The 19,444-nt window shown below is 61.6% G+C and carries 19 protein-coding genes and 1 tRNA gene; 9 read left to right on the forward strand and 11 right to left on the reverse strand.

Annotated features, from left to right (window positions below):
* Positions 1-7 precede the first annotated feature (7 nt).
* The 7 genes from AC066S_RS25410 to AC066S_RS25440 all read right to left on the reverse strand — a co-directional run bounded on the left by AC066S_RS25410 (position 8) and on the right by AC066S_RS25440 (position 5,272).
* A complete protein-coding gene (locus AC066S_RS25410; RefSeq protein WP_478270908.1) occupies positions 8-280 on the reverse strand; it encodes a hypothetical protein in 273 nt (90 codons plus the stop codon).
* A 340-nt stretch (positions 281-620) separates the two neighbouring features.
* Positions 621-1,178, reverse strand: a complete 558-nt coding sequence (locus AC066S_RS25415) for an HdeD family acid-resistance protein (RefSeq protein ID WP_126257565.1) — start codon at positions 1,176-1,178, stop codon at positions 621-623.
* Between the two features lie 137 nt (positions 1,179-1,315).
* Positions 1,316-1,801, reverse strand: a complete 486-nt coding sequence (locus tag AC066S_RS25420) for a DUF992 domain-containing protein (protein ID WP_126257566.1) — start codon at positions 1,799-1,801, stop codon at positions 1,316-1,318.
* Complete coding sequence (locus AC066S_RS25425; protein WP_135171200.1) at positions 1,802-2,395, reverse strand: hypothetical protein; 594 nt, start codon at positions 2,393-2,395, stop codon at positions 1,802-1,804.
* A 10-nt stretch (positions 2,396-2,405) separates the two neighbouring features.
* Positions 2,406-3,527 carry an AI-2E family transporter gene (locus AC066S_RS25430; RefSeq protein WP_478270909.1) on the reverse strand — a complete coding sequence of 374 codons (1,122 nt, stop codon included), beginning with the start codon at positions 3,525-3,527 and terminating at the stop codon, positions 2,406-2,408.
* 41 nt (positions 3,528-3,568) lie between these two features.
* Positions 3,569-3,802: a hypothetical protein gene (locus AC066S_RS25435; RefSeq protein ID WP_135171199.1), complete on the reverse strand. Its 234-nt coding sequence runs from the start codon at positions 3,800-3,802 to the stop codon at positions 3,569-3,571.
* A gap of 30 nt (positions 3,803-3,832) precedes the next feature.
* Positions 3,833-5,272 carry a basic amino acid/polyamine antiporter gene (locus AC066S_RS25440; protein WP_126257804.1) on the reverse strand — a complete coding sequence of 480 codons (1,440 nt, stop codon included), beginning with the start codon at positions 5,270-5,272 and terminating at the stop codon, positions 3,833-3,835.
* 38 nt (positions 5,273-5,310) lie between these two features.
* Here AC066S_RS25440 and AC066S_RS25445 point away from each other — a divergent pair, with 38 nt between their 5' ends.
* On the forward strand, positions 5,311-5,676 hold the full coding sequence (locus tag AC066S_RS25445) for a hypothetical protein (RefSeq protein WP_478270910.1): 366 nt from the start codon (positions 5,311-5,313) through the stop codon (positions 5,674-5,676).
* A 212-nt stretch (positions 5,677-5,888) separates the two neighbouring features.
* Positions 5,889-6,602, forward strand: coding sequence for a Bax inhibitor-1/YccA family protein (locus tag AC066S_RS25450; protein ID WP_478270911.1), 714 nt, complete (start codon positions 5,889-5,891; stop codon positions 6,600-6,602).
* Between the two features lie 19 nt (positions 6,603-6,621).
* On the opposite strand, the gene AC066S_RS25455 is transcribed toward AC066S_RS25450, so the two are convergent.
* A complete protein-coding gene (locus AC066S_RS25455) occupies positions 6,622-7,125 on the reverse strand; it encodes a DUF1269 domain-containing protein (protein WP_126257572.1) in 504 nt (167 codons plus the stop codon).
* 373 nt (positions 7,126-7,498) lie between these two features.
* Here AC066S_RS25455 and AC066S_RS25460 point away from each other — a divergent pair, with 373 nt between their 5' ends.
* The 7 genes from AC066S_RS25460 to AC066S_RS25490 all read left to right on the forward strand — a co-directional run bounded on the left by AC066S_RS25460 (position 7,499) and on the right by AC066S_RS25490 (position 15,115).
* Positions 7,499-8,932, forward strand: a complete 1,434-nt coding sequence (locus AC066S_RS25460; protein ID WP_126257573.1) for a basic amino acid/polyamine antiporter — start codon at positions 7,499-7,501, stop codon at positions 8,930-8,932.
* A gap of 26 nt (positions 8,933-8,958) precedes the next feature.
* Entirely contained in the window at positions 8,959-10,221 is a 1,263-nt protein-coding gene (gene arcA / locus AC066S_RS25465) for an arginine deiminase (RefSeq protein ID WP_135171196.1), read from the forward strand.
* A gap of 248 nt (positions 10,222-10,469) precedes the next feature.
* Positions 10,470-11,288: an outer membrane beta-barrel protein gene (locus AC066S_RS25470; protein WP_126257575.1), complete on the forward strand. Its 819-nt coding sequence runs from the start codon at positions 10,470-10,472 to the stop codon at positions 11,286-11,288.
* 689 nt (positions 11,289-11,977) lie between these two features.
* The gene (locus AC066S_RS25475) at positions 11,978-13,102 is read left to right on the forward strand and encodes a sensor histidine kinase (RefSeq protein ID WP_478270912.1); all 1,125 of its coding nucleotides are present in this window, start codon (positions 11,978-11,980) and stop codon (positions 13,100-13,102) included.
* Between the two features lie 85 nt (positions 13,103-13,187).
* The gene (locus tag AC066S_RS25480; RefSeq protein ID WP_126257576.1) at positions 13,188-13,814 is read left to right on the forward strand and encodes a response regulator; all 627 of its coding nucleotides are present in this window, start codon (positions 13,188-13,190) and stop codon (positions 13,812-13,814) included.
* A gap of 162 nt (positions 13,815-13,976) precedes the next feature.
* Entirely contained in the window at positions 13,977-14,612 is a 636-nt protein-coding gene (locus AC066S_RS25485) for a response regulator (RefSeq protein ID WP_478270913.1), read from the forward strand.
* A 239-nt stretch (positions 14,613-14,851) separates the two neighbouring features.
* Positions 14,852-15,115 carry a PepSY domain-containing protein gene (locus AC066S_RS25490; protein WP_478270914.1) on the forward strand — a complete coding sequence of 88 codons (264 nt, stop codon included), beginning with the start codon at positions 14,852-14,854 and terminating at the stop codon, positions 15,113-15,115.
* Between the two features lie 353 nt (positions 15,116-15,468).
* On the opposite strand, the gene AC066S_RS25495 is transcribed toward AC066S_RS25490, so the two are convergent.
* The 3 genes from AC066S_RS25495 to AC066S_RS25505 form a co-directional block, all read right to left on the reverse strand.
* A tRNA-Lys gene (locus AC066S_RS25495) sits at positions 15,469-15,544 on the reverse strand.
* A gap of 344 nt (positions 15,545-15,888) precedes the next feature.
* Complete coding sequence (locus tag AC066S_RS25500; RefSeq protein WP_478270915.1) at positions 15,889-18,549, reverse strand: glycosyltransferase; 2,661 nt, start codon at positions 18,547-18,549, stop codon at positions 15,889-15,891.
* A 213-nt stretch (positions 18,550-18,762) separates the two neighbouring features.
* Positions 18,763-19,347 carry a beta-1-3, beta-1-6-glucan biosynthesis protein gene (locus AC066S_RS25505; RefSeq protein ID WP_126257580.1) on the reverse strand — a complete coding sequence of 195 codons (585 nt, stop codon included), beginning with the start codon at positions 19,345-19,347 and terminating at the stop codon, positions 18,763-18,765.
* Positions 19,348-19,444 lie beyond the last annotated feature (97 nt).

Below are 19,444 nucleotides of genomic sequence, written 5' to 3' on the forward strand. Positions count from 1 at the left end.
TGCCGTATCACTCCCGCGGTGTTCGATTGCTGCGCACGGGCTCGTCGTAATCCTTGCGGCGGCTATAGAACATCAGTGCGATCAGGCCACAGCCGGACACCAGCATCAGGAGTGCAGCTCCCGCCAAGATGGCGTTGCGGTAAAACGGCATTGATGGCGTTTCCTGCCATACCGCCACGGTGTACCAAGTCGCCACTACGAGAAGCGCTGCGAGAATGGCTCCGAGAAGCCACAGATTGGTGTGGCGCACGATGTCCTCCATCGTCTGTTGGAGTTGCATGGCCTTCACAGCCCTTCAGCTGTGTGGGGATCGCGCAAGGGTAGGCCTAGCGCCACCGCCATCCGCAGTGACGACGTCCGCGATGCCACCAGCAAACCCAGCGGCGGCTGCGCGGCCGCCGGCGGCGCCAGCCAGGAGGAGGCGGCGGTCCCCATTGAGCTTGCGTCAGGAGATCCGACGGCCGGTCGTTCTGGCCGAGGTCGGGTGCGATCGGCATCGCTTCCGCAACCGCAATGAAGCGGACACCGATGGCGCCTATCGCCGCGCCGGCTACGACATTTTGAGCAAGACCAAGGAAAGCGCGACGGGTGGGGAGATCCATCATCTTTTTCTCCTTATGTTATGCAGTCCGCCGCGCAGACTGGAACGCGTAGATCAGCCAGGCGAGGCCGTGCGAGATCAGGTCGACGCCAAGCAGGAATCCGAGGAGCCACGGGCTGATGGTGGGGAAGCTGAACAGGGTCAACGCACCCGCGGCCAACCCGAAGACGCCGGAGGTCAGCATCATCCATCCGTTCTGGCTCCAATGGGCAAAGCTCAGCATGCATCGAATGACGCCTGAGGCGATCAGGATCGCGCCGAGGAAATAAGTGAGGATCAGGGCGCCGGAGGCGGGCTGGGTCAGCAGCACGAGCCCGAAGGCGACGTAGAGGGCGCCGAGCAGGATCTGCCACAGAAAGCCGCCCCATCCCTTGGTCCAGAAGGCGTGGGCGATCTCGAACGCGCCGGCCGCGATCGCCGTCAGTCCGATCAACTTCACGCTGATAATGGTTGCGAACACCACATCGCTGAGAGCTGCGATACCGGCGGCGATCATGACGACGCCAAGGAGAGCGCAGACCCACAGGGGAGGAGGGCCCAGAGCTGCAATGCCGGACCGGCTGTCATAGACTGTCATGCCACGCTCCTGATCTATTAGATGGCTACCCCGACGCGACGGTAGCTTCGGAGCCGGAGCGTCGACATCCGACGAAACCCTGAGCGACGATGCGGGAATGTTCGCATGAAGTCTCGGGAACGATTCCGGTGAACGAGCTATCGCCTGCCGCGCGGTCCCAGAGACAGGTTGGTCACGCCCGCTGCAAGATTGATTCCGATAGATCGCTCGATCGACAGCGGTTGCAACATCACGCTTCGGCGCGAGCCGCCAATCAGGACATTCGCCCCGAGCCCGGGACCGAATGCGACATTGCCGCTTGCTCCCACATAGAATCCTCGCAGCGTAGCGGGGCCGATCCGCGAATTCTTGGCGAAGACGGCCCAGGAGAGAGTCCCCGCCGAGGTCACTCCCAGGTCGAGTCCAACGCGCCTTATTCGCCCCTCATAGATATATTGTCGAGGAGGTCTGCGCGCATAGAAGAAAGTGCAGCGCAGCGATTGAGTCGATCCAAGGACCAAGCCCACGCGCGGGGAGCTGAGGCATAACAATCGGCCGACCCGGAATGCGTCGGCGCGGACGGGCGAGGCGGCGGTGCACAGCAACGCGCATGCGGCAGCGCAAAGGAACCGTGTCATTCGCATTCAAGCCTCCATCTGGTTGTTTATGGATGCGGTCGCCGGCCGGCGATCCTGGCGAAGCCAGAACGTGATGCCGAGGCCGATCAGCAGCACCGCGCCAAGCAAGAAGAAGAAGACGGATTGCTTCAGCCATGATATCGCCGGGACGGTCACGCCCATCGCAAGGCCGAGAAACGAGATTTGTAGCGACAGGAGGCTGACGCCCGCGAGGAACGTGCCGAGCGCCAGCAACGTCAGCAGCACCAGGCCGGTTGCCGGTGTCGGAAGCAATTGCTGGACCCCCGACATCAGCATGATGTTCATCGTGACCAGGACGGCGATCCAGTGCAGCGCCTGGGTCCAGATCAATCGGAGCTGGGCGTCCTTGCCTTGCGTCTCCGGCCATTTCGTGACGACGCAGACCACGCCAATGGCGAGCGCCAGGAATTCCCAGTAGCCGACGAGAGGCTGGTGGGAGACGTTGGTATAGGCGACGCCTGCGACGGCGAGCACCAGCGCCACCACATAAGGGAGTTGCTCCCACAGGAAATGGGCCATCCTGGATTGCGGCGTGGAGGACGCCGTGCCCTCGCTGCCTGATACATCGGTCTCGCTCATAGTCATCCACTCACGCATTCTTGCTGTTGAACGTCGGCTTTGGCTCGTCGCCGAGATGGTCCTCGACGTAGAACCGGATGATTGCGACGCGGCCGATCGCGACCAGGGGCATGGCCATCGCGATGCCCAGTATCCCGAACAGCGCGCCAAGCATGACAATCGCGACCAGCGTCCAGGCAGGGGGGATCTCGACCGCATGACGGTGGATCAGCGGGCCGATCACATAGCCCTCGATCGACTGGATGATTGTGTAGATTAGCACGGCCCAGATCAGCAGCGAGCCGCCGAGTGGCATTGCGACCAGCGCGATCGGAATCGCCGCCACGATCGGTCCAAGGTAGGGAATGAAGTTCGACAAACCCGCCTGCAGTCCGAGCACGAGAGGTCCGGGCAGGCCGACCAGATAGAGCGCGATCCAGACGCACAGTGTCATGAGAAGGATCCGAATGAACTGTCCGATCAGCCACAACCGCATCACGCTGCCCATCTCATCCATGACCGCTCTTGTTCGCGGTCGGTAGGGTCGCTTCACCAGCATGACCAGGCTCTCGCGATGGCTGATCGGATCGAAGGCGAAGAGAATTCCGAGAAACAGGATGACTAACGCGCCGGTCAGAAGACTCGATGCTCCGCCGAGCACGAATTGGGCGTGGCTGAGAAAGCGCCCCTGATCGGAGAACAGCCATTGTGCAAAGTCGCGGCCCCATTCCGGGCCGAGGAGGTCGACGCCGTATGACAGGAGATGCTCCTGAAGGATGTCGATCTGGCTGTCCATGACCTTCAACAGGAGGCGCGTCTGCTCCGGTAGCTTGCCTGCGCCCCATACCAACCCAAATCCGGAAAGAGCGGAGAACAGGAGCAGGACCAGCGTCAGCCGCCAGGTGCGAGCGAGCGGAAGGACCGGCGCCAGTGCCCTTGCGCAGGCATCGAGAAATGCGCCGAACAACACGCCTGCAAAGATGAGCAGGAGACTGGACACTGTCTGCCACGCCAGAAACAGGAAAACACAGGCAGCTAGCAGGCTGAGCCCCGTCGCGAGAATGCTGCGCTTGGCCTGCTCCGGCAGGCCGGGGGAATCGTCGTGCGAAACGAGTTCTCCAAGCCGCTCCGGCCCTGTCCTGGAATCGCTCATGGATCTGCCCAATCACCAGGGTGGATGATGGTTCGCGGCACCTAGGTGCGGACGCGCCGGCTGCCAAAGTGCGGATGCTTGCCGCCGCGATGACGCCAGTAGCGGTGCTTGGTCGGGTTCGTATTGGTATTGGGCGCCACGTTCTTCGTCGACACGCCGGAGTCCTTCGGTGACGCCTCCATGCCGGTTGGCTGGGCTAGCAACGGGGTCGGGGATGCGGAAACGGCCATCAACCCGCCCAGGATCAGGGCGCCCCAGATGATTCGGATGCTCATTTTCGCCTCCATGCTGCCAGGGACAAGGACTCAAATCGAAATGGCTCCGGTGGACAGTGCGTACACGCCGGCACATGCTGCGATCGTGATCGCGGCAAAGAGGATTGCCTCGAGCGGCCTGAACGCAGCTTCCTTGCGCTCGCGCTTGGCAATAAGAAACAGCAGCGTGCCGGGCGCATAGAGGATCGAGGACAGCAAGAGAAACTTTGGCCCGCCTGCGTAGATCATGCCGGCCGCGTAGAACGTCGCAACGGCCGAGCGGATCCAGTCACCAACACGCGCGCGCTCGCCAGTGCGGTAGGTCTCGCCGGTCCAGGCGAGCTTGAGACCATAGGCCGCAACAAAGAAATATGGGATCAGCGTCATCGCGCTCGTCATCTTCAAGGCGAGCGTGAATGCGTATTCCGCAAACCAGGTTACCAGGAGGAAGGTCTGGATGACGCAATTGGTGAGCCAGAGCGCTCCAGAAGGCACCTTGTACGCGTTCACTGTTGCGAGAAAGGAGGGCATGGTGCGGTGAACCGCGGCGGAATGCAGCACCTCGGCGGCCAATAGTGACCAGGACAGGTAGTTGCCGAGGACCGAGATCAGGAGCGCCACGCTGATGAACACGCCGCCCCAGCGGCCGACGATCGCTTCCATGACGCCGGCCATGGATGGCGTCGGTAGATCCGCCAGCTCCGGTCGTAGCAGCACGCCATAGGATAGCAGCGTCACAAGGACGAGCAGGCTAAGCACCGTCAGAAAGCCGGCAATAGTTGCGAACCCAACATCGGTTCGGCTTAGGGCATAGCGGGAGTAGACACTCGCGCCTTCAATCCCGACGAAGACGAATACGGTCAGCAGCATCGTGCTGCGGACCTGAGTGAGCACATCTGAATGCTCCAGCTGCTCCGTTCCTGCGAAGTTCATGGAGAAAAGCCTGCCATCAAAGGCGATGGCGGCGGCTGCAATGAACAGCAGGATCGGAATGATCTTGGCGTAGGTCGCGATCGTATTGAGCGCGGCGGCGTTTTTGATGCCGCGCAGCAGCAGAACATGCACTCCCCAGAGCAGGACGGATGCCGAAGCGATCGCCACTGCCGTTGTGCCGTCACCGAAGACGGAGAAAAACTGCCCGAGTGTCGCCTTGATCAAGACAAGGCAGGCGACATCCGCGAGGCAGCATCCGATCCAGTACCCCACGGCTGAAGCAAATCCGATATACTCGCCAAACCCAGCCCTGGCGTAGGCATAGATGCCGGCGTCGAGGTCCGGTTTGCGGTGTGACAAGGTCTGGAATACAAAGGCCAGCATCAGCATGCCGGTGCCTGCGATCGCCCAGGCGATCATTGCGCCGAGCGCACCCGTGGTTCGCCCGAACGAGGCGGGTAGCGCGAATATGCCAGAGCCGACCATCGAGCCCACCACGAGTGCGATGAGCGCATTGCGGGAGAGCTTTTGATCGACCTGGTGCGGTGACGGAGCCATGCCAAAATGGCCTTCCAATCCGCGATCGGCGGGCACTGATGCCCGTCGATCTCGCCAACACCTTAGGCGCGGCTTTCCCGATCGCACATCAGGGATTCTCTGTAGAGAGCAGGGGCAGGAAATCGCCGAGGGCCTGCACGCGGGCTTCAGGCCTTTGCCGTGAGGTCGATCGCGCCTTCGCCGGGACCGGATGGCCCGGAAACAGCAGCCAGAAGCACGACGCCGAAACGGCAGAATTCACCGGCCTTCGCGAGCTCGGCCGCAATCCGTTGAGCATGCAGAACCGCGGTATCCTGATCGGCATATTCGCATCCGGTCTCATCGGGCGTGAGACCGTATTTATCGACGATGTGAAAATAGTAGCGCATGTCAGCCGATTAGGCCGCGCCGCGATCATCTCCTAGTGACAAACGCGTAAGGCGCCTCCTCCAAAAGGAGGACGCGTGAGTGGTGGTTCCAGTTTGCCACTTTGTAATGCGCAGGATGGTCGCTGCGGCGGAAGTTACGGGGGCAACAGGGTGGTTTCCCCGTCGGCGTTCGGGTGATTGTCCGATGCCATCCTCTGAGTCCGAGGGATAGCGTTGCTCCGTCAGCAAGCTCTGAGAGGAGACGAGCAATGTCAAATTATGATCAGAACCTGGCGGCCTCGAGTGCGGGCGGTGGTGACACAATCGCGATGGACACCGGCCTGCGTGACTACATGCTGCGCATCTACAACTACATGGCCGCAGGCGTTGGCCTGACCGCCGTCGTCGCGTGGCTGACCTATCAGCTGACTGGTCCGGCCTTGCTGCAGAGCCCGTTGATGTGGGTCTTCATCCTGGCGCCGCTTGCGCTGGTCTTCTTCATCGGCTCGCGCATCAATACGCTGTCGGTGTCGACCGCACGGCTTCTGTTTTTCATTTACGCCGCCCTGGTCGGCGTGTCGCTCTCGACGCTGCTTCACATCTACACTAGTGCATCGATTACACGCGTCTTCTTCATCGCAGCCGCGACCTTCGGGGCGCTCAGCGTGTTCGGCTACACCACCCGGCGAGACTTGTCCCGTCTTGGGACCTTCCTGTTCATGGGCCTGATCGGCATCATCATCGCGACCGTGGTCAACCTCTTCCTGGAGTCATCGGGGCTGGACTGGCTGATCTCGGTTGTGGGGGTCGGTGTTTTTGCCGGACTCACGGCATACGATACGCAGCGAATCAAGACGATGTACGACGGCAGGGATGACGAAGCGTCGGCAGGCCGCAAGTCCGTGATTTCGGCGTTGTCGCTCTACCTCAACTTCATCAACCTGTTCATGATGCTGCTGCGCCTCACGGGTGGTCGGCGCTAAGCGGGCCGAAGGCGGCCGGTCAGGCCGCCGGCCGTTCCGCCGCACTTGCGAGCGCGTCGCGCAGGGCCTGTTCCTTGGTGTCATCCAGGGACGTCTTCAGCACGGTTCCGCCGGCGTCCTTGATCTCCTTCAGCACCTTGTCCGCCGTCATGTTCTTGATCAGGACGAACAAGGCGGCGTTGCCGGTGTGCAGCGAGGCAGACAAGTCCTTCATGAAGGCGTCGTCGATGCCGAAATCGGCCAGGGCGCCGCCGAGCGCACCGGATGCGGCGCCGACCGCGACACCAAGGATCGGATTGAGGAAGATCACGCCGATCAGAAGGCCCCAGAAACTCCCGGTCATCGCGCCCATCGCTGTTGTGTTGACGAGCTGGTTGAGCTTGATGCCGCCGGAATCTGTTTTCACGGCGATCACCGCGTCGCTGATTGTGATTAGATATTCCTTCTGCAGCTTGAGCAGCCGTTGACGCACTTCTTCGGCCTTCGCCTCGGTTGGATACACGATCGCTACTAGGTCGGACATGCAAGCCTCCTTCTGGTCGGGTTCTGCGGGCCAGGGCTGGTAGCCGGCGAGACGCGCCTAAAGATTAGCTGTCGGTCCGCCAGCGCGGCATCGGATAAAACCCTAGGCGTGCAGGGATGAATTTTCTTGATCATCACCTAGGAAGGGATATCGGATCTAGCTTTCGCTAGCTAATGCTGGGCTCCCGTCCCCCGCGGTCACGAAGCATGGGCGGTGAAAAATGTCTGACGGTGTTCACTTCCCGGCGAGGAGAATCCCTATCCCAGACTAGGTGATCACCCGATATTTCGAGCCGGGATCAAGGCGCATCGTGCAAGCGGTCGGGCAGTCGATCGTAGAACTGTCGCGCACCATCGTGTGGCGAGGTCCTCACATGACTGCGAACCCGTCAATCCAAAAGCTCTCGCTGTTCGCGTTGACCGCGATGGTGGTCGGCTCGATGGTCGGCTCGGGCATCTTCTCGCTGCCGAGAACCTTCGGTATCGCCACCGGACCGTTCGGAGCGATCTTCGCCTGGTGCATCGCGGGCGGCGGCATGTACACCCTCGCGCGGGTGTTCCAGGCGCTGGCGGAGCGAAAGCCCGAGCTCGATGCCGGCGTCTATGCCTATGCGAAGGAGGGGTTTGGCGACTATCCCGGTTTCCTGTCGGCATTCGGATACTGGATAGGCAGCTGCATCGGCAACGTCTCCTATTGGGTGCTGATCAAGTCGACATTGGGCGCTTTCTTCCCGGTCTTCGGGGACGGGAACACCGTGATCGCGATCGTCGTCGCCTCGATCGGAATATGGCTGTTTCATTTCATGATTCTGCGCGGAGTGCAGCAGGCGGCCGCGATCAACACGATCGTGACGATCGCAAAGATCGTGCCGATCCTCGTCTTCATCGTCATCCTGATCATCGGGTTCAACGCGGACCTGTTTCGAACGAATTTCTGGGGCGGAGAGGGCATGCCGGACAAGAGTCTGTTCGAGCAGATTCGCGCTACCATGCTGGTCACCGTATTTGTCTTTCTCGGCATCGAGGGCGCCAGCGTCTATTCACGCTATGCCAAGGAACGCGCGCATGTCGGCGCTGCGACCATTCTGGGATTTACGATCGTCACGAGCCTGATGGTGCTCGTAACCATGCTGCCCTATGCCGTGCTTCCCCGCGCCGAGATCGCCGGCATGCGGCAGCCCTCCATGGCGACGGTGCTGGAAGCAGTCGTTGGCCATTGGGGCGCGATCTTCGTCAGCGTCGGGCTTCTGGTTTCGGTATTGGGGGCCTATCTCGCCTGGTCGCTGATCTGCGCCGAGGTGCTCTCCGCCGCCGGCCGGACCAGGGACATGCCGGCTCTGTTCGGCACGGAAAATGCGAACAAGGTGCCGGCCGCGGCGCTTTGGCTCACGAACGCGATCGTTCAGCTCTTCGTCATCAGCACCTATTGGTCGCAGGATGCGTTTGCGTTGATGCTCAATTTGACGAGCGTGATGTCGCTCATTCCGTTCTTTCTCGTCGCAGCCTATGCGCTTCTGCTCAGCAGGCGGGGCGAGACCTATGGGAAGAACAGCAGCGACAGAACGCGCGACATGATCTTCGCTGGCATCGCCGTCGTCTACACGCTGTTCCTGATCTACGCCGCCGGAATGAAGTTCCTGCTGCTGTCCTTGATCCTCTATGCGCCCGGCACGGCACTCTACTTCTGGGCTCGTCTGGAGCAGAAGGCGAGGGTCTTTACGGCCGTCGAGTGGGTCATCTTCATTGCCGCCGCCGTCGGCGCTGCTGTCGGGATCCACGGATTGGCCACTGGCTACATCACCATCTAGGCAAGGCAACTCCCGGGAGAACTCCCATGGCAAGACAGGTGTCGGATAGCTCGGTTTCCTTTGGGGTCCATTCGGAGGTCGGTCAACTCCGCAAGGTGATGGTCTGCTCACCCGGCCGTGCCCATCAACGCCTCACGCCGTCCAATTGCGACACCCTGCTGTTCGACGACGTGCTGTGGGTCGAGAACGCCAAGCGCGATCACTTCGACTTCGTGCAGAAGATGCGCGACCGCGGCATCGAAGTCGTTGAGATGCACAATCTGCTGGCGGAGACCGTCGCGATCCCCGAGGCCAAGAAGTGGATTCTCGACAACCAAGTCGTTCCCGATCAGGTCGGCCTCGGTCTCGTCGATGAACTGCGGGGTTACCTCGAGAGCCTCAAACCGCGCGATCTGGCCGAAACGCTGATTGGAGGCGTTTCGACCCATGACTTCCCGGACGCCCATGGCGGCGAGATGCTCAAGCTCGTGCGCGAGGCCGCCGGCATGACCGAGTACCTGCTGCCGCCGCTTCCTAACACGCTATACACGCGGGACACGACCTGCTGGATCTATGGCGGGGTCACGCTGAACTCGCTCTACTGGCCGGCGCGGCACGAAGAGCCGATCCTCGCGACGGCGATCTACAAGTTCCATCCGGATTTCGCCGGCAAGGTCAATGTCTGGTGGGGCGATCCGACGCGGGACCACGGCCTGGCGACGCTGGAAGGGGGCGACGTGATGCCGATCGGAAAGGGCAACGTGCTGATCGGCTTGAGCGAGCGCACCTCGCGGCAGGCGATCAGCCAGGTCGCTGCGGCCTTGTTCAAGAAGAAGGCGGCGGAGCGCGTGATTGTGGCTGCGATGCCGAAGCTTCGTGCGGCAATGCATCTCGACACCGTCTTCACGTTCGCGGATAGGGATTGCGTTCTGCTGTATCCCGACATCGTCAACAACATTGCGGCCTTTTCCTACCGTCCAGCAGACAATTCGGCCGGCCTCGATCTGCGCAGGGATGAGAAGCCGTTCGTGGACGTCGTGGCCGAAGCCCTTGGCCTGAAGAAGCTGCGCGTGATCGAGACCGGGGGCAACGCCTATATGCGCGAGCGCACACAATGGGACAGCGGCGCCAATCTGGTTTGCGCATCCCCTGGCGTGGTGTTCGCCTATGACCGCAACACCTACACAAACACCTTGCTGCGCAAGGAAGGGATCGAGGTGATCACCATCGTCGGGGCCGAGCTCGGACGGGGCCGGGGCGGCGGTCATTGCATGACCTGTCCGATCATCAGGGATCCTGCGGACTATTAGACCACCAACTGGGCTCCGTCGTGAGGCCGGCGTGTCAGGGCGGAGCGCCGCTCCGGTCTTTCTTGCACCTGCGCGATCGATTGAGATCAAGCGCAGGATTGGGTCCATGCGTCGAGAACCTCCGGCAATCTACGAAATCGCGGTCCATCGATTCAATCACGGATTTTGAATCATATCACTAACACGCCACAATTGTCGACCAGGCTGAGGCGATTCCTGGTGCACGCAAAAAGCCATCGAGGAACACCATGCACAGCTCGAGAGCTCTTTTGCCGGTCTTGGGGTTGTTGGGAACCGGCACCGCTTGGGCAGCGGACGTTGATCTCACCGAACTGAAGGCGAGCAGCCCCATACCGTATTACTCCGCTCCGTCCTGGAGCGTCGTCGGCTCCGTCACGCCGAGCTTCACCGACAATGCCCTGTTCAGCCGAGACAACCGCAGGTCGGATTTCTTCTACGAGCCCGACGTAAGCGTCAGGCTGGATGGGAACCTCACAGATGACCTGTCGTACCGGCTTTATGCACGCGCGCAATATGACGCCTTTGCGAGAGAGAAAGACGGCAATGCCGCGGTGGCGCGGATGGGAGCGCGCCTGACGGAGAATTGGGACGGCTGGCGCTTCTCCGCCATCTACGAGCACCGATACGATTTCGACGGCGTCTATCGCGATCTCGCTTTCACGTCAGACGACGTGATGGGCTCGGTGGCGCGCGACTTCCGCGTGAACAATGTGACATTCTCACCGCTCCTGCTCCTGACCTACCGGTTCTCCGACCTTGCGGAAGCTCGCCGCTGGCGCTTCGATGCCTTGCTCGGCATAGAGGTCAGGCTCGATCCAAAATGGTCGATCGTGAGCACGCCGTTGTTCGAAGCCTTCTGGTTCACCGACGGGCTGAACAGGGGACGACAGGATCAAATCTACTCCGCGGATATTGGCCTGAAGTATAGTTTTGCCAGCAACGTTTCGATCACAACGACTGTGCTGTACGAGGCACGAGAATCGAACGTCATGGTGCGTCGCTACAGGGATCTCAGGATCGGTCCCCGTCTCGACTTCGCCTTTTGAGAGGTCTGCAAGATGACGTTGAGGCGCGCTTGGGTGCTGATTGGGGTCCTTGTCGGTTTAACGGCAGCATCCGTCGCAGCGGCGGACCCACGCGACTCTGTGGACCGGAGCCAGCGTCTCGATACCGATGCTCTCAGGGATGATGCCGGCACTCAACGGCTGCGGATGCCGTATCATCCGCTGGTGATCGCCCCGCCGCAAGAGGCAGCCCCAAACGCGACGAAAGGAAAGAAGAACAGGCCGAAGACGAGCGGCGATGTGAGCCGCTAACACACCGCGACTTAGCCATGGTGCGATCGCCTCGACGCCATCATGAAAGCTGTTTGCTGCGCTTGAGTATCTGTTGCACCTTATTCGAATTGCAGCGGGATAATCTGGCAAAAGGCCACTCATCCGATCCGCCCGATGTCGTCTCATCGATGCAAGATTTTATTCCGTCAGCAACACTACCTGGTGGTGTGAGCAACCTGACGGTGTATACTCTGCCTACCCCAAGGGCGCGTCTCCTGATTCATTGATGGATACCTCGCCGGCGGGCAGGGAGGAGACTCCTGATGTTCGGCCTCAATATATTGGGCTTCAATATGTTGAGCTTCAATATCGGGCGTCACCGGTGAATAGTGGTGCGTACCGTGAAGTCACATAGCTCGCCCGCCTGTGAGTCGAGTGGAACCAGTGCTAGAGGGTGGTTGCGACTTGGCTCGGAAGAAACCAGCGAACGCCTTTACTGGGTCTTTTCACCCGATCTTCTTTTTGCAGCACACCCTTCGTTTGAAGGGCACTTCGTGTATGAAGGGATAAATCCGGCATTCGAGCTTCGCCTTGGGGTCTCGTCGGAAGATATCCGGGAGATGGACGTTTTCAACTGCCTCGGCAGCGACGACGCCAGAGCCGTCAGCGAAGCTCTCCGCGCGTGTCTCGCAGAAGGAACAGAGGTCAGGATTCGCCATCGCCTGGCGTTTGGCGGCCAGCGCCAGAACATGGAAACGACCATCGTTCCGATCATGGACGCTGCCGGTGGTGCAATCCGGTTGATCGGCAGCCATCGGATCGCGCGAAATGAATTTTTCCAAAGCGCCACTGAGCGCTTGGTCGCTGCGCAGGCGAGCGTCAGTCTCCTGTCCATTCAGGAAGAGATCCAGCAACGGATTGCGTCTGATCTGCACGACTCGACGTGCCAGCATCTGATTGCCGCGAGCCTTGGCCTGATGCGCATCCGCCAGACCATTGGCGACCCCGTCCGGGCCGAGCGCCTCTGCGATGAGATCGACGCGTCGATCGACGAGGCGCTCAGGGAAATCCGCGCTTTTGCCTACTTGCTGCACCCGCAAAATCTGACAGACAACGGGCTCAAGGTCGCGATCGAGCATTATGCCGATGGATTCGCGGCCCGCACGTCGTTGCGGGTCACGACCAGGATCGTGGCGGCCGTCGATCGACTGCCCTACGAGAAGCAGCGCTCATTGCTTCGGGTCGTTCAGGAAGCGCTCACGAACGTATTCCGCCATGCAAAGGCGACGGAAGTGAGCATCGTCATCAAGGAAACCGGCGGTCATTTTCGGCTGACCGTCAAGGACAACGGGCGCGGGCTTCAGGCCGGCGGCACCCACCAGGCGATATCGACCGGCGTTGGAATTCCAGCCATGAAAGCAAGACTTGAGCAGATCGGAGGTTCGCTGGAGATCCGCTCCGATCCGGCAGCGCATCGTTCCGGCACGGTTCTGTGCGCAGTCGTTCCGCATGCATTTGTCACGACCAGGAGAAACCGGCGAAAGGACACCACTGTCATGAGGGCCCCCGCAGGCACCCACTGAGGGAAGAAAAACACTGATCACCGGCGGCAGGCGGAAACGAATTCGTTTCGGCCCCAGCCGCCGAGTAGCGACTGGAGTGCTCGCCATGAAGCGTATTTTGATAGCAGACGATCACGAAGCGGTGCGGTCGGGCTTGCGCGCGGTGCTCGAGCAACGAGCGGATTGGGAAGTGGTCGCCGAGGCGGACGACGGCAGCAAGGCGCTAACAGCGGCGATCGAAAGCCGACCTCACGTGGCAATCGTCGATTTTTCCATGCCGCGAATGACCGGACTGGAGGTCGCGCGGCGGATCAGGCAATACCCGCTGCAGACCGAGGTCCTGATTTTCACGGTCCACAACTCCGGCCTACTCGCCCAACAAGCATTCGAGGCCGGTGCGCGCGCTTTCCTGGTGAAATCGGATGCAAACAGATTGCTGATGACGGCCGTCGATGCTCTTCTGGCGCACAAGCAGTTCTGTACCGAAAGATGTCGGAACGAACTGAACGGCGGATCCAGCAATGCAGAACGGCATCCGGGTCTCACTCCGCGCGAGCAGCTCGTCGTTAAGCTGGTTGCAGAGGGCTACAGCAACAAGGGCATCAGCGCGATCCTCAACCTCAGCGTCAAGACCACCGAAGCTCATCGCGCCGCCGCGATGCGCAAGCTGGACGTGAGCTCGACCGCGGGGCTGGTACGATACGCCGTCCGCGCGCAGCTGGTCGAGGCATGACAATGCCTCTCTGGGGGTGGGTGGCCGCGGTCCTGTCGGTACATTCGCCCGGCCATCTCGGGGTTTTGCAGGATAATGCCTCAGCCCGCGATCTGTATGATCGCTCGACTGTTCTGCTGCCGATGATCTCCGCCGATAGCAGTCGGATAGGAGAACGATGCCGTGAAGCGCATCCTGATTGCGGATGATCATGAAATCGTGCGTTCAGGGCTGCGCGCGATTATCGATACGCGCTCTGACTGGATCGTTGTCGGTGAAGCAACGAACGGTGAGCAGGCTGTCGCACTGGCTCTGGAGACAAAGCCGGACGTCGTGATCGCTGACTATTCGATGCCCCTCATGAACGGGCTTGAGGTCAGTCGCCGATTGAAGTCACTTCGCTTGCGCAGCGAAGTTCTGATTCTGACGATGCACGAAAATGAAGAGCTGCTGACCGAAGCCATTCTGGCCGGTGTCCGCGGCTTCTTGTTCAAGTCGGACGCGAGGAAACACCTGCTTTCCGCCGTCGAAGCGCTGCTGGACCGCAGGCCCTATTTCACGAGCGTGTTGCTGGAGAAATTGCTCCACGACTACCAGCTCAACAAGCTGAACAAGTCGGATATGCTGCTCACCTCGCGCGAGCAGGGCGTAGTGCAGCTGATAGCAGAAGGACACACCAACAGGTCCATCAGCGCCATTTTGCAATTGAGCGTGAAGACCGTCGAGACCCATCGTGCTTCGGCAATGCGCAAGCTGGGGATGTCGTCGACAGCTGAACTCGTCCGTTACGCCATCCGGAAGAAACTGGTGGCGCCCTGAGAGACCTGGCCGGCCGAACGATGTCCACCAGATGTGAGATCCGACGTAGCTTCGATTGTCTTAGGGTTCTGCGTACGCATGCAGCGTACAGATTGACGGATGGAGAGATTGTAAGCTCGCTTCTCGTATCTCGCGGCCGGTGTTGGTACTTATCCCTGAGTGCCCTAGGCTGAATTTGGGAGTGTCCTTGATCCACAATGATGCGAAGACTTGTCGGTAAACGCAGCAAGGAGGCCCGCATGAATAGGAGTGCACCTGTTGTTATCGCAATCGTTCTGTCGGCAATTGCTGTAAGCGCCGCGCATGCTGACCGGCCGGGGGCTGACTGGATGCCAATCCAGCAAGTCATCGAGAAGGTTCTCAAGTCGGGCTTTACGCTGGTCAGCAAAATCGAAGCCGATGACGGTCGTTGGGAAGGCGAAGGCATGAAGGATGGTCAGAAGATGAAGTTTCACGCCGACGCAAAAACGGGCGAGATTATATCTGCAAGGCCCGATCGCTAAATAGTGCGATTGCCTTACGGGCGTCCCGGCGATGCAGCCTGCGTCGGCCTCCACACTGAGCGAGGGACGCTCCGGCCGAGTTCTCCGCGGGCGACAATCGGATGACGATTAGAATTAGGTGAGCTTTAAGGACAGGGAGCCCTTCAGATGAACTCGGATTGCAGAAAGGCCGGAGCCCGTACCAGCGTGGACACCGTCCAGCGCCACTCAAAGGCCGTGCGGCCGCTCCGGTGCATCTTCCTTGAAGACGACAATCCGGGCGACTACCCGCACAACCATCATCAAACGGGTCCCCAGCGGGTCCCCGCGTGGTGCGGCCCGATTTAGAGTGTAGCGTAACGCATTGATTGAGCTGGTGAGCGCGCTGGGGCTCGAACCCAGGACCCCGTGATTAAAAGTCACGTGCTCTACCGGCTGAGCTACGCGCTCCCATGGCCGCTGATGGCTTTGACGAAGATCGCCATCGTGTTCGGACATTCGAGAAGCATGTCTTGCCGCTACGCCCGATTTGCGTCGCGGGGAAAAACCGGCTGTTTCCGGATCATGCTTTCGGCCCCGGCTGTGTAGGGGGATGGGGCGCGGAGGTCAATAGCGGGCGTGGCTGCCGAAAGTCTTGGCAGGGACGGGGATTTGCTCGCGGAATCCTCGGCTTAAGGCGGGATTTTCAACCCGATTGGCGAGCGTCATCCACGCCGAACTGCGGGAGGTTGCTGGACCACCGCGGCCAGAGCCCGCCACAGGCGGGCGTCTCGAAGGATGGCCGCACGCGCCCGTCACTGCGTCTCCCGCCGCACCTCGTTCGCCACGGCCTGGGGCGAGCCCACCGGGGGCAGCGCCACGGGGCGGAGGCCGATCAGCTCGGCGGTGCGAATCGCGCTGTCGCGCCAGAACTGGAACGAGTTGATGCGGCTGAGCTCGAGGATGGCGATGGCGACGGCCGCCAGGAACGGCAGGCTCTGCAGCACCAGCACGCCGGCGAAGATGTAGATCTCAGTGATCTGCTTGTAGCTGTTGGTGGCGATCAGCACGCCGGCGCCGATCAGGAGCAGGGCGCCGATCACGGCCTCCCAGAACGCCTGGAACTCGATCGACATTCGACTGAGGCCGCCCTTGGAGGTGCGCGCGAACGCGATGTGCTCGGTGATGAGGCCCTGCGCCACCGCGCGCGACACCGTCCACTGCACGCTCATCGCCGCGATCATGGCACCCAACATCTGGCCCGGCTTGATGGCGACGCGGGCGCGGTACATCGACAGGAAGTGCACCAGCGAGACGATGAAGGCGCCGATGATTGGCAGCGTCAGGATCTTGTCGGGGATGGCGATGTCGGCGAAGGCGACGATCGGCACCCAGACGAGGTTGAGCAGGGCCACGACCACGCCGAGGCTTTCGGCGCCCAGCCAGTTCAGCCAGCCGAGGCCGTATTCGCGCTTCTGGTCGGCGGTTAGCCGGCTCGTGCCGGGCAGGAAGCGGCGCCAGTGCTTCTTGACGATCTGCAGGCCGCCATAGGCCCAGCGGTGACGCTGCTTCTTGAAGGCCTCGTAGGTGTCGGGCAACAGGCCCGCGCCGTAGCGGGTGTTGGTATAGTGCGTGGTCCAGCCGAGCTCCTGGATCGCAAGGCCGAGATCGGAATCCTCGCAGATCGTGTCGGACGACCAGCCGCCGGCCATGTCCATCGCGGCGCGGCGGATCAGGCACATCGTGCCGTGCACGATGACGGCGTTGAGCTCGTTGCGCTGGACCATGCCGATGTCGAAGAAGCCGGCATATTCGCCGTTCATGATGTAGTGCATGATCGACAGGTCGCCGTCGCGGTGCTCCTGCGGCGCCTGCACCAGGCCGACGCGCGGGTCGGCGAAGGCGGGCACGAGGTCCTTCAGCCAGTCGGGCTCGACGACATAATCGGCATCGAGGATGCCGATGATCTCCGCATCGGCCGCGGTCCGGTCCATTGCGATGCGCAGCGCGCCGGCCTTGAAACCCTGCACCTTCTCGGCGTTGATGAACTTGAAGCGTTCACCGAGCGCGCGGCAATGGTCCTGGATCGGCTGCCAGAACGCGGGATCCGGCGTGTTGTTGATGATGACCACGCATTCGTAGTTCGGATAGTTCAGCCGCGACAGTGCGTCGAGCGTCTGCTTGAGCATGTCGACCGGCTCGAAATAAGCGGGGATATGGATCGAGACCTTCGGGTAGTAGGTCTCGGGCACGTTCTCGACCGGCTTGTCCTTGGTGATAAGCCGCTGCGGCGGCCGGCCGAAGGCGACCGCGGCGATCTCGTCGATGCGCGCCATTGCGATGAGGACGAGCGGGACAAGCAGGATCATGCCGAGCGTCAGCGCGAAGGCCGAGCCGAAAAGGAAATAGTGGCCGTTCCAGTAGGCGAACACGGTCGCGGCCCAGGCGCCGACGCCGTTGGCGGTCGCCGACAGCAGGAAGGCCTGCTTGGCGGTCGCCTTTTCGATCCGCAGAATCGGCAGCGACAGCAGCACGCCGACTAAGAGCGCGATGCCCATCAGCTTCCAATAATCGGGATTCTCCACCGGACCGGTCCAGGCGAATTTCGGCTCGCGGCTGGCATTGAGGATGCCCCAATAGGGACCGACGCCACCCTCGAAGAATTTCCAGGGCTGATCGATGGCTTCGACGATGTTGTAGTCCATGCCGAGCGCTTCGGCGCGGGTGACGAAGTTGCGCAAGGTCAGCGCCTGCTGGAACGGACCTGGGTCTGCGTTGCGCAAATTATAGCCTGCGCTCGGCCAACCGAACTCGGCGATCACGATGCGCTTGCCCGGGAACTGATTGCGCAGGAGGTTGTAGCGGTCCACGGCCTGGTCAACGGCCTGATCCGAACGGAAGTTTTCCCAATAGGGCAGCACGTGCGCGGCGATGAAGTCGACGCTGGAGGCGAGGTCCGGAAAATCGCGCCAGATGTTCCAGATCTCGCCCGTCGTAACGGGAACGCGGACCGCGCTCTTGACCTTCTTGATCATCCGGATGAGGTCTTCGACCTTCTGCTCGCCGCGGTAGATCACCTCGTTGCCGACCACGACGCCGACGACGTTGCTGTTCTTGCGGGCGAGTTCGATCGCAGCCTTGATCTCGCGCTCGTTGCGGTCCTCGTCCTTGTCGATCCACGCGCCGACCGTAACCTTGAGGCCGAACTCGGCCGCGATCGGCGGCACCAGCTCGTTGCCCTCCGTCGCGGAGTAGGAACGAATCGCTCGCGTGAGGGTCGAGAGCTTCTTCATGTCCGCGCGAATCTTGTCGGGGTCGACGTTGAGGTCGACGACATGGCCCGGTTCGAACGGCGTATAGGACAGGCTCGGCACCAGGCCCTTGAAATCCGGCGCAGGTTCCCTGTCGCGCAAGACTCCCCAGATGCCGGCGTGAAGCGCGGACACGAGCAACAGAACGGCGGCGACAACGCGCATCGCGGCTAAACCAAACGGGGCTGAGGTGGCAGGGAAGCGGATCCGACCCCGAGATCCGACCAAGTCCGCGGCAAAGGAAGCATAACTCTGCCGCGCGGTTTCACAACTGTCATGGCCTCATGTCCTTATGAGGGCATGCCTTTCAGGATGCACGGCAGTGCCAACCGTCTCTATGGTCGATCGTTCCTGAACGCCAGCTGAAACGACTCTCGGCTATTTCTGGGGCGCCGGTGTCGGGCTTGCCGCGGGCGAGGGGCTGGCGGCCGGCTGCGGCGCCGGGGCGTTGGCTGCGGCCGGCTGCGCCGCCGCGGCGGCCGCCTGCTGCGGCTGGGCGGCCGGGTTGATCCAGCAGGCATGCACACGGCTGTCCAGGGTCTCGGCGACCTTGGGATCGATCTGGCCGCCGAACCGGGTCAGGCAGCGGAACGCGGCCTGGATGTGGCCGCCGGGGCAGCCGAAACGATCATAGAGGTCGAGATGGCGGAACGCGGTATCGAGGTCGTCCCGCCACATCAGCCGCACCACGCGCCGGCCGAGCCAGACGCATTCGGGATTGCCGGCCGGGCCGTTGATGACCTGGGCGGCTTCGGCGAACTCGTCAGTGCGGCGCTGGTTCTGGGCGGCATCCTTGGCGGCGTCGGCGGGCTGGGCGGCGGCCTTGCCTTGATCCGGGGCCGGCGTGCCGCTCTGGGCGGAGGCGCCACCGAGACCGGCGAGAGTGAGAAGGCAGGAGACGGCCAAGGTGGCGGCGAACTGCCGCAGGACCGCATTTCGTGACTCGAACACCCGTTGCCGCATGAATTCCCCAATGTATCCGCTGGCCGTCCGCGTCAGGATCCCGCGGACGCGTCGGTGATGGCGTCCAAATGGGTCTCCATTGCGGCGGAAAAGTCGT

The organism is Bradyrhizobium sp. CFUWI (assembly GCF_056429085.1).

Bases quoted from the DNA above. Each gene is read 5' to 3' on its own strand.
- AC066S_RS25410 (WP_478270908.1), bottom strand. From the start codon at position 280: ATGCAACTCCAACAGACGATGGAGGACATCGTGCGCCACACCAATCTG.
- AC066S_RS25415 (WP_126257565.1), bottom strand. From the start codon at position 1,178: ATGACAGTCTATGACAGCCGGTCCGGCATTGCAGCTCTGGGCCCTCCT.
- AC066S_RS25420 (WP_126257566.1), bottom strand. From the start codon at position 1,801: ATGCGAATGACACGGTTCCTTTGCGCTGCCGCATGCGCGTTGCTGTGC.
- AC066S_RS25425 (WP_135171200.1), bottom strand. From the start codon at position 2,395: ATGAGCGAGACCGATGTATCAGGCAGCGAGGGCACGGCGTCCTCCACG.
- AC066S_RS25430 (WP_478270909.1), bottom strand. From the start codon at position 3,527: ATGAGCGATTCCAGGACAGGGCCGGAGCGGCTTGGAGAACTCGTTTCG.
- AC066S_RS25435 (WP_135171199.1), bottom strand. From the start codon at position 3,802: ATGAGCATCCGAATCATCTGGGGCGCCCTGATCCTGGGCGGGTTGATG.
- AC066S_RS25440 (WP_126257804.1), bottom strand. From the start codon at position 5,272: ATGGCTCCGTCACCGCACCAGGTCGATCAAAAGCTCTCCCGCAATGCG.
- AC066S_RS25445 (WP_478270910.1), top strand. From the start codon at position 5,311: ATGCCCGTCGATCTCGCCAACACCTTAGGCGCGGCTTTCCCGATCGCA.
- AC066S_RS25450 (WP_478270911.1), top strand. From the start codon at position 5,889: ATGTCAAATTATGATCAGAACCTGGCGGCCTCGAGTGCGGGCGGTGGT.
- AC066S_RS25455 (WP_126257572.1), bottom strand. From the start codon at position 7,125: ATGTCCGACCTAGTAGCGATCGTGTATCCAACCGAGGCGAAGGCCGAA.
- AC066S_RS25460 (WP_126257573.1), top strand. From the start codon at position 7,499: ATGACTGCGAACCCGTCAATCCAAAAGCTCTCGCTGTTCGCGTTGACC.
- arcA (WP_135171196.1), top strand. From the start codon at position 8,959: ATGGCAAGACAGGTGTCGGATAGCTCGGTTTCCTTTGGGGTCCATTCG.
- AC066S_RS25470 (WP_126257575.1), top strand. From the start codon at position 10,470: ATGCACAGCTCGAGAGCTCTTTTGCCGGTCTTGGGGTTGTTGGGAACC.
- AC066S_RS25480 (WP_126257576.1), top strand. From the start codon at position 13,188: ATGAAGCGTATTTTGATAGCAGACGATCACGAAGCGGTGCGGTCGGGC.
- AC066S_RS25490 (WP_478270914.1), top strand. From the start codon at position 14,852: ATGAATAGGAGTGCACCTGTTGTTATCGCAATCGTTCTGTCGGCAATT.
- AC066S_RS25500 (WP_478270915.1), bottom strand. From the start codon at position 18,549: ATGCGCGTTGTCGCCGCCGTTCTGTTGCTCGTGTCCGCGCTTCACGCC.
- AC066S_RS25505 (WP_126257580.1), bottom strand. From the start codon at position 19,347: ATGCGGCAACGGGTGTTCGAGTCACGAAATGCGGTCCTGCGGCAGTTC.